At 62.2% G+C, this 8113-nt stretch carries 12 protein-coding genes; 7 read left to right on the top strand and 5 right to left on the bottom strand.

Annotation, left to right across the window (positions count from 1 at the left end; genetic code table 11):
- A partial coding sequence (locus EN925_RS13455) for an amidohydrolase family protein (protein WP_164894199.1) occupies positions 1–499 on the top strand: 499 nt, incomplete at its 5' end.
- 33 nt (positions 500–532) lie between these two features.
- Here EN925_RS13455 and EN925_RS13450 read toward each other — a convergent pair.
- The 4 genes from EN925_RS13450 to EN925_RS13435 form a co-directional block, all read right to left on the bottom strand.
- The gene (locus EN925_RS13450) at positions 533–1318 is read right to left on the bottom strand and encodes a hypothetical protein (protein ID WP_164753812.1); all 786 of its coding nucleotides are present in this window, start codon (positions 1316–1318) and stop codon (positions 533–535) included.
- Between the two features lie 70 nt (positions 1319–1388).
- A complete protein-coding gene (locus EN925_RS13445; RefSeq protein WP_008874920.1) occupies positions 1389–1646 on the bottom strand; it encodes a hypothetical protein in 258 nt (85 codons plus the stop codon).
- Positions 1647–2104: 458 nt separating this feature from the next.
- Positions 2105–2482 (bottom strand): TIGR02301 family protein, encoded by a 378-nt coding sequence (locus EN925_RS13440; protein ID WP_013532565.1) that lies wholly within the window; start codon positions 2480–2482, stop codon positions 2105–2107.
- A gap of 81 nt (positions 2483–2563) precedes the next feature.
- Complete coding sequence (locus EN925_RS13435) at positions 2564–2998, bottom strand: NUDIX hydrolase (RefSeq protein ID WP_024503054.1); 435 nt, start codon at positions 2996–2998, stop codon at positions 2564–2566.
- A 128-nt stretch (positions 2999–3126) separates the two neighbouring features.
- On the opposite strand from EN925_RS13435, the gene EN925_RS13430 reads away from it, so the two are divergent.
- A complete protein-coding gene (locus EN925_RS13430; protein WP_128336605.1) occupies positions 3127–3888 on the top strand; it encodes an SOS response-associated peptidase in 762 nt (253 codons plus the stop codon).
- A gap of 61 nt (positions 3889–3949) precedes the next feature.
- Here the strand turns inward: EN925_RS13430 and EN925_RS13425 are convergent, their stop codons facing one another.
- Entirely contained in the window at positions 3950–4105 is a 156-nt protein-coding gene (locus EN925_RS13425; RefSeq protein WP_013532562.1) for a hypothetical protein, read from the bottom strand.
- A 390-nt stretch (positions 4106–4495) separates the two neighbouring features.
- Between EN925_RS13425 and cysS the strand changes: the two genes are divergently transcribed.
- From cysS to pip, 5 genes are all read left to right on the top strand, one after another.
- Positions 4496–5932 carry a cysteine--tRNA ligase gene (gene cysS / locus EN925_RS13420; RefSeq protein ID WP_128336603.1) on the top strand — a complete coding sequence of 479 codons (1437 nt, stop codon included), beginning with the start codon at positions 4496–4498 and terminating at the stop codon, positions 5930–5932.
- Positions 5929–6315 (top strand): VOC family protein, encoded by a 387-nt coding sequence (locus EN925_RS13415; RefSeq protein WP_013532560.1) that lies wholly within the window; start codon positions 5929–5931, stop codon positions 6313–6315. The genes cysS and EN925_RS13415 overlap by 4 nt, the downstream gene beginning before the upstream one ends.
- A gap of 6 nt (positions 6316–6321) precedes the next feature.
- A complete protein-coding gene (locus EN925_RS13410; protein WP_013532559.1) occupies positions 6322–6813 on the top strand; it encodes a GFA family protein in 492 nt (163 codons plus the stop codon).
- Positions 6810–7286 (top strand): GFA family protein, encoded by a 477-nt coding sequence (locus tag EN925_RS13405; protein WP_013532558.1) that lies wholly within the window; start codon positions 6810–6812, stop codon positions 7284–7286. Before EN925_RS13410 ends, EN925_RS13405 begins: the two co-directional genes overlap by 4 nt.
- Positions 7283–8113 (top strand): prolyl aminopeptidase (gene pip, locus EN925_RS13400; RefSeq protein WP_128336601.1); only part of this gene is annotated, 831 nt, incomplete at its 3' end. The genes EN925_RS13405 and pip, both read left to right, overlap by 4 nt.

Below are 8113 nucleotides of genomic sequence, written 5' to 3'. Positions count from 1 at the left end.
GCCGGTGCGTGCCGCGCGCCATCGCGATGGCGTCTGGCATGGCATTGCGCAAGGCATCGTCGATGTGCTCGGCTCCGACCACGCGCCGCACACGCTGGCCGAGAAGGCAAAGCCCTATCCGGCCTCACCGTCGGGGATGACCGGCGTGCAGACGCTGGTGCCGATCATGCTCGACCACGTCAATGCCGGCCGGCTGACCTTGCAGCGCTTTGTCGACCTGTCTAGCCACGGCCCGCAGCGGATCTTCGGCATGGCGAGAAAGGGCCGCATCGCTGCCGGCTACGACGCCGACTTCACCATCGTCGATATGAAGCGGCGCCAGACCATCACCAATGCGCAGGCCGGCTCGAAAGCCGGCTGGACGCCTTATGACGGGAGAGAAGTGGTCGGCTGGCCGGTCGGCACCGTCATTCGCGGCCGCCGCGTGATGTGGGAAGGCGAGATCGCCACGCCAAGCCAGGGTAGGGCGGTGGAGTTTTCTGAGGCATTGCCCCGCTAGGCTCCCTACCCCCGTGGGTGGGAAGAGCCGCTCTCAATCCCCGGCGACGAAGAATGACCATTGTCCGCTAGGGGTGATACCGACGCGATAGAAAATATAGGCGCCGAACTGCTTCATGTCGTCGAAATCGCCAGCGGTGACGATCTTGAACAGTTCGACCCGCTGCTTGGCGTCCAGCTTGTCCAGCGGGAGGGCGAAGAAATACGGCCACACGTAGAGCTCTTGTGGCGTGCCGGCATCGAGGTGGACGTAGCCGGCATCAAGCACCTCCTCCAGGATGGCCAGGATTTCCTGGCCGTCCGGGTCGCCCGAGAGGCCCTTGAGGAAAGCGACGGCATCGCCATCAATGTCGGTTAGGGACAATTGCGTTGTGCTGTCGCCCGTGCCGATCAACGGCCGCAACTTTTCGATATCGCCGCCCTTGCAGGCTTCGACGATCAAATCATGCATGCGCCGCACTGGTTCCGGCAGCTTGCCGAGATCGTAGATGACCTCGGGCACTGGCGTGTCCGGATCGACGCGTGGCCTGGTCACGCCGCCATCCGCCGGACTGTCCGGCTCGGCTTCGGCAGGAGCAGTCGGCTGGCTAGACGGCGGCGGCGTCCCGACCGGGTTGGGCATTGGCACGGTGCTTCCGGGGGGCGACATGTCGTCGGCCGGCGGTGTGACCGTCGGGGGGAGCTCTTCGCGCTTGATTTCGCTCAGCGCATAGGCGGGGCTGCTCGCGAGACACACAACCAGGGGAATCGCGGCACAGCAAGCGGCGAAAGAGATGCGAAGGACCAAGCCACGCGGCTTGCCTGACATCGAAAAACTCACTGCCCGTTTCTCCCTGCTTACGGGCATGACGCCCGAGCGGCATATTGCCGTCAAAGAACCGGACGTCGGTTCAGTGCCGCAGCCGTTCAGGTTCGAAGGCGCCAGCAATCACCTTTTCACGCATACGGTCGAGCAGGGCAAGGGCCGAGGTCTCGCCATTGGCACGCAACATCTCGCCGAAGGCTGTTTCGAGCGCTGCTTCGGCAATGATCTCGGGCTCTATCCCGGCGGAGAGACCTTCCGCCCAGGCCTCGCTGTGGCTTTCCACGGCGGTCAAGCGTTTTTCTTCCCTGACCAGCGCGTCGATGTCGTTGACACCATGTTCCATAAGCGAATGTCCACCCTTTCAAGCTGCGATCCATTGATGTGGATCAGGCCTGATCTGTTCATTTCACACGCAGGGACAATTAAGTATTTGTAAATACGACATTTTTTTGATCGTATTTTACAAAGCCCGATTGCCTTGTGCGAAGCTGCGTTCAGTTCGAGTCAAACTTAGCCGATTGGGGCGGCCTGCGGGGCGAAAACCTTCAGTTTGAGTTAATTCCGCTTTCGCGCGGTAAGGTTTCGTTAATACTGTTGCAGAAGTGCAACATGAGGATTGCACCAAGATATTGCCTGGCACAAGCCGATATATCGGCTGTACCCAGCAATGGTTCGGATAGTTGTCGATAAGCGAGTGCCTAAAGCGCGCCGCGTTTGAACGGATTCAGGCGAGGCGCTTTAGGTTTTCGTTTTTATGCGTGTCGTTCTCCCAAAACCGCAGCCACTTTTGGGCGATATGCATTAGTTGCCGTAACGCGAGGCGATGTCGCGAGACAGCGTCTCGCCTTCCTTCATGTAGCGGCTGATGGCTTCGGTCGCCGAGGGCGTGCACCTCGTATAGGTGCCGCCGAAGGAGCGGTAGCCGCGATTGAAGCTGGCAATGAAACGGGCGCGCCGCTCGGCGTCCGGATTTTCCGAATCGAGCAGTTTTGTCATCTCGACACGCCACTGGTCGCCCTTTTCGCCGCACAGATTGCGCAGGAAATGCAGCGAGCCCAGAACCTCCGCCAGCCGCATCAACCCGGGCTCGAACGGCGACTCGGCGCTGAGCGCGGGCCGTATCGAAACGGTCGCGCCGACCGCAAGACACACGGCGAGGAGCATGGATGGACGATTCATAAGCCTTCTCTACCAGCTGCGTGGCTCTGCTAAACAGCATAAGTCTTTGTGGCGAAACAATTTGTGGCCCGCAAGTTGATTTCAGGACAGCAGTCCGGCGTTTCCGCCGGGGGCCAACAAGTCTTCGGCGACCGCGAATACCGAGCCTGCCAGCGGCAGCGCCGCCATCTCGCTGAGCGTATAGAAGGCCGCCGTCTCCGCATCGTCGCTGGCCACGGCCTCGCCGCCGGCATAGGCGGCGCCGAAGACTGTGAGGAGATAATCGACCGGGTGGCTGTCATCCCGGCCGTCGATGTGGATTTCCCGCAGCGGGCGATAATTTGTGGCACGCAAACCGGTTTCTTCCTGAAGTTCGCGCTCTGCCGCTGCCTCCAGCGTCTCACCAGGCTCGACCTTGCCGCCCGGAAAGGCATAGAGCCCTTGCGACGGTTGCCGGGCTCGCTTGACCAGAAGCACGGTGTCTGCCCGCACGACGGCGACCGAGACTGCCGGAAGTATTTTGCGCGCTTCGTTCATGGATTCCCAATCAGGCTGAAGGCCGGTCAGTTGTGGACCGGCCAGCGTGGACAAGTTTTAGCGGTTGCGCAACGCCGGTTCCATCGCCACTTTCAGAAACCGAACCTTTCGAAGGGCACCAATCGACCATGTGCGGACGTTTCGCCTTGACCGCGACGCCGGATCAGACCGCTGCCTTTCTGGACGTGGCGGGGCTTGAGGATTTCCCGGCGCGCTACAACATCGCCCCGACGCAGCCGATCCTGATGGCGGTCGCCGGCCCTCCGCGGGCGCCGGGCTCCAATCTGCCGGACCGGCAGCCAATGCTGGTGCGCTGGGGGCTGATCCCGACCTGGGTGAAGGATACAGGCGAGTTTCCGCTGCTGTTCAACGCGCGCTCCGAAGGGGCTGCCGAAAAGGCGTCGTTCAAGGCCGCCATGCGCCATCGCCGCGCTTTGGTGCCGGCGTCCGGCTTTCATGAATGGCGGCAAACCGGTGGCAAGAAGGGGCAGCCTTACTGGATACGCCCCAGGCATGGCGGGCTGGTTGCCTTCGCCGGACTGATCGAGACCTATGCCGAGCCGGGCGGTTCGGAAATGGACACCGGCGCCATCCTGACCATCAACGCCAATGCCGACATAGCGCATATCCACGACCGCATGCCGGTGGTGATCGATCCCAGGGATTTCGCACGTTGGCTGGATTGCCGCACGCTCGAACCGCGCGATGTCGCCGATCTGTTGCGACCGGCACAGCTCGATTTCTTCGAGGCAATTCCGGTCTCCGACCTCGTCAACAAGGTCGCCAACACCGGACCGGAGATTCAGGAGCGGGGCGAGATCGGGCCGGAGCCCGAGAAGGTCAAGCGCCAGAAGTCCGGCGCGGACGACAGTCAGATGACGTTGTTCTAGCAGAGGGCGCGCGCGTCGGCGCCTTCATTTCTGGCGCCATTGGCGCCGGCCGCCCATCCCTTCAGGCAGCGCGGGGCGAAACGATCTTCTGCGCCGGCTTTTTCTTCTTGGCGGTATGGAGAAGGGCGGCGACGATCGCGGCCGGGCCGATTGCGCGATAGTGGTTGGCCAGCGCGGGCTGCTTGGCGCGGTTGGCTTCCTGCTTGGTTCGGGGCATGTCTCTCTTCCCTGGTAACATTTTCGTGTCTGCGTTTGATGGCCGATTCTGACCAAATCGTGACGCCTGCTGATCTAGCCGGCGAATGTTTCATGACTGTGCCGACATGTTTAATAAAATGTTTCAGTGCATCATTACCTGTGACCCAGCGACGGTTTTGCCGAAACTTGCGACTTGACGGCAACACAAGCCAAGGCGATAAAGCCGCCCATGAAAACGTCTTTCGCCATTTGTGGCATTTGCATTATTGGCTAGCCTCGCGCTGGTCCGGACGTTTTCGCCTCATCTCTCCCCAGATTGGACAAACGCCCCGGCCAGCAGGCTGGAGCCTGATTTGCGTTCGCGCAGGGCTGGCTTCGTCGAATTGAGTTCTGAACCGGGAAGGCACGAATGTCCGACGCATCGCAGGGCCTGCGCCTCTACAACACGCTGACGCGGACGAAAGAGGATTTCGTCCCGATCGATCCGCTGAACGTGCGCATGTATGTCTGCGGCCCGACCGTCTACGACTTTGCTCATATCGGCAATGCCAGGCCGGTGATCGTCTTCGACGTGCTGTTCCGCTTGCTGCGCCATCTCTATGGGCAGACGCACGTCACCTATGTGCGCAACATCACCGACGTAGACGACAAGATCAATGCGCGCGCTTTGCGCGATTTCGGCGGCGAGATCGCTTCCGGCACGCTGTCGTTGAATGAGGCGATCAGGCGGGTCACCGAAAAGACCGCCGACCAGTTCCACAGCGACGTGGCGGTTCTCGGCTGCCTGGAGCCGACGGTCGAGCCGCGCGCCACCGAATTCGTCGAGCCCCGTGCCGACGGCAAGGTCGACATGATCACCTTGATTCAAAGCCTGATCGAACGCGGCCATGCCTATGTTGCTGCGGGCGAAGTCCTGTTCGACACGGCGTCGATGCCCGGCTACGGCCAGCTGTCGAAGCGCAATCTCGACGAGCAGCAGGCCGGTGCTCGCGTCGCCGTCGACGCGCATAAGAAAAATCCCGGCGATTTTGTCCTCTGGAAGTTGTCGTCACCGGAGGAGCCGGGCTGGAATTCGCCATGGGGCAGGGGTCGGCCGGGCTGGCACATCGAGTGCTCGGCGATGTCGGCCGCCTATCTCGGCGAGGTCTTCGACATCCATGGCGGCGGCCTCGACCTGATCTTCCCGCACCATGAAAACGAGATCGCCCAGTCGCGTTGCGCCCATGGCACCGAAATGATGGCCAACATCTGGATGCACAACGGCTTCCTGCAGGTCGAAGGGCAGAAAATGTCGAAGAGCCTCGGCAACTTCTACTCGATCAACGAACTCCTGGAGACCGAGACCTTCGGCGGCCGCAAATGGCCGGGCGAGGTGCTGCGGCTGGCGATGCTGATGACGCATTATCGCGAGCCGATCGACTTTTCCGTGCGCAAGCTGGAAGAGGCCGAGAACACCCTGCGAAAATGGAAGCGGGGGGCCGACCTCGCGCCGACGGCGGCGGGACAGGTGCCCGTGGAGATCATCGACGCCCTGTCGGACGATCTCGCCACCTATGCCACCTTCCAGATCCTGACCCAGTTGGCCGGCGAGGCAGTGGACGGCAACGATGCCGCTGCATCGCTGAAGGCGTCGCTGCTGTTCCTCGGCTTCGACGTCGCGTCGGCGAAGGTTGATGAAGGCCACGTCGCCAAGGCCATCGCCAAGCGTCTCGCGTTCATCGCCGCCAAGAACTGGGCCGAAGCCGACCGCATCCGCGACGACCTGCTGGCCCAAGGGATACAGTTGAAGGACGGCAAGGATCCGGTCACAGGCGAACGCATCACCACCTGGGAGGTAAAAAGATGATCGATCATCTCGGCATCAACGTTGCCGATTTCGACGCTTCGAAGGCTTTCTATGACAAGGCGATGGCGCCGCTTGGTGCCGCGCTGTTGTATATGGTGCCGCTGGAGTACACCGGCGGTAAAAAGGTCGGTGGCTACGGTCGCGATCGGCCGGTATTCTGGCTGCAGGAAGGCAAGGATGGTCAGAAGGCCCATCAGCACGTCGCCTTCACCGCGCGCAGCCGCGCCGAGGTCGAAGCCTTCTATGCTGCGGCGCTTGCCGCCGGCGGCAAGGACAATGGCGGGCCGGGCCTGCGCCCGCACTATCACCCGGACTACTATGGCGCCTTCGTCCTCGATCCCGACGGCAACAACGTCGAGGCCGTCTGCCATGCGCCGGAGTGATCAGCGATGAGCCTCGACAACCGACCGATCTACACCGGCGGCTGCCAGTGCGGCGCGGTGCGCTTTCGCGTTGAAGGCGCTTTGGGCGACGCTTCGGTCTGCCATTGCCGCATGTGCCAGAAGGCGTTCGGCGCGTTCTACGCGCCGCTGGTTTCGGTGCGTGGCGCCAGGCTCGACTGGACGCGCGGCGAGCCGAAATACTTCCGTTCGTCCAACCATGTCGATCGCGGTTTTTGCGCCGATTGCGGCACGCCGCTGACCTTCACCGCGCCGGACGGGGTTGGCCTCGCCATCGGTGCGTTCGACAATCCAGCGGAGATCGTGCCGCTGATTCAATGGGGGATCGAGGCAAAGCTGCCCTATGTCGACTCGATCCCGCAACTGCCGGGCGAGGACACCATGGCCGACATGTCGTCGGCCTCCTATCTGGCCGATCTCGTTTCCTACCAGCACCCCGACCACGACACCGAACAATGGCCGCCAAAGGAAAGATCATGACCGATCAGGTAAGAACCGGCGGCTGCCAGTGTGGCGCCGTGCGCTTCCGCGTTCATGGAGCGCTCGGCCGTCCGTCCATCTGCCATTGCCGCATGTGCCAGAAGCAGTTCGGCTCGTTCTTCGGCGCGCTGGTCACGGTGCCCAGAGATGGCGTCGAATGGACCCATGAAGAGCCGAGTTACTTCCAGTCGTCGGTCAACATCGATCGTGGTTTCTGCGCCCGCTGCGGCACGCCGCTGACATATCGGCAGCCCGGCGGGCTGGAAATCGCGATCGGTGCCTTCGACGACCGTTCGGACCTGGCACCGCAGATCCAGGTCAACTATGCCGCGCGGTTGCCCTGGGTGGAGACGATCTTCGATCAGCCCGTCCACCAGGATCCTGATTATTACAACAGGCAGGAATCCATCATCTCCTTCCAGCACCCAGACCATGAAACGCCGGACTGGCCGACCAAAGGTTTACAACTATGAGCAGTCAATTGCGTACGCTTTATCCCGAGATCGAGGCGTTCGATTCCGGCATGCTCGATGTCGGCGACGGCCACCAGGTCTACTGGGAGCGTTCCGGCACCAAAGGCGCCAAGCCGGCGGTGTTCCTGCATGGCGGGCCGGGCGGCACCATTTCGCCAAAACACCGGCGGCTGTTCGACCCGAAGCTCTACGATGTCATCCTGTTCGACCAGCGTGGCTGCGGAAAATCGACGCCCAACGCCTCGCTCGAAGCCAATACGACATGGCACCTGGTCGCCGACATCGAACGGCTGCGCGAAATGGCCGGCTTCGACAAATGGCTGGTGTTCGGCGGCTCCTGGGGGTCGACGCTTGCGCTCGCCTACGCCGAGACCCATCCAGAACGCGTCAGCGAACTGGTGGTGCGCGGCATCTACACGCTGACGCGTGCGGAACTGGAATGGTACTATCAGTTCGGCGTCTCGGAAATGTTCCCGGACAAATGGGAGCGCTTCCTGGCGCCGATCCCGGAGGCCGAGCGCAGCGACATGATGGCCGCCTATCGCAAGCGGCTGGTCGGCACGGATCGAAAGGCGCAGATCGAGGCGGCCCGCGCCTGGAGCCTGTGGGAAGGCGAAACGATCACGCTGTTGCCGGAGCTTGAGACAAGCGGTCCGTTTGGGCAGGACGACTATGCCGTCGCGTTCGCCCGCATCGAGAACCACTATTTCGTCCATGCCGGCTGGCTGGAAGAGGGACAATTGCTGCGCGACGCGCACAGGCTGAGCGACATCCCCGGCACCATCGTCCATGGCCGCTACGACATGCCATGCCCGGCGCGCTATGCC

Origin of the sequence: Mesorhizobium sp. M7A.F.Ca.US.006.04.2.1 (assembly GCF_004022915.1) — a bacterium.
In the GTDB taxonomy this organism is placed as follows: domain Bacteria; phylum Pseudomonadota; class Alphaproteobacteria; order Rhizobiales; family Rhizobiaceae; genus Mesorhizobium; species Mesorhizobium ciceri.
This window is presented reverse-complemented; position numbering and strand designations above follow the sequence as displayed.